The organism is Gilvimarinus sp. 1_MG-2023, from assembly GCF_030548285.1.
Genome location: NZ_JAUOSC010000626.1, coordinates 1 through 314, shown reverse-complemented (window position 1 = coordinate 314; position 314 = coordinate 1). Strand labels below are relative to the sequence as shown.

At 40.4% G+C, this 314-nt stretch carries 1 protein-coding gene; it reads right to left on the bottom strand.

Going from position 1 to position 314, the window contains the following annotated elements:
• Positions 1 to 95 precede the first annotated feature (95 nt).
• The coding region (locus tag Q4563_RS18375) for a hypothetical protein (RefSeq protein WP_303605533.1) at positions 96 to 314 on the bottom strand (219 nt) is incomplete at its 5' end.

Genomic DNA, 314 nt, shown 5'->3' with positions numbered 1-314 from the left:
CATATATATACCATTTTAAAGTTGTTTTTAACTGATATTTCTTCGTCGCAGACACATAACACCGTATTAAGGTGTGAGCAACGCCACCACTCAACCTACTGCACCGTAACCCACTTGACCATGAAAATCACCATGAAAATAAAAGACATTTGTATGTCGGCAACAACAACTTCATTGGCTGACTCGCCATTTGAAACAACAACGGAGCCTTTTATCCTGGTTGGTTTGCTTGCAGAGTTAGTTGGCTCAGATATGTCGACATACCAATCATCACCAACTTTACGACCAACGTAAAATCCATCTCTCACCATATC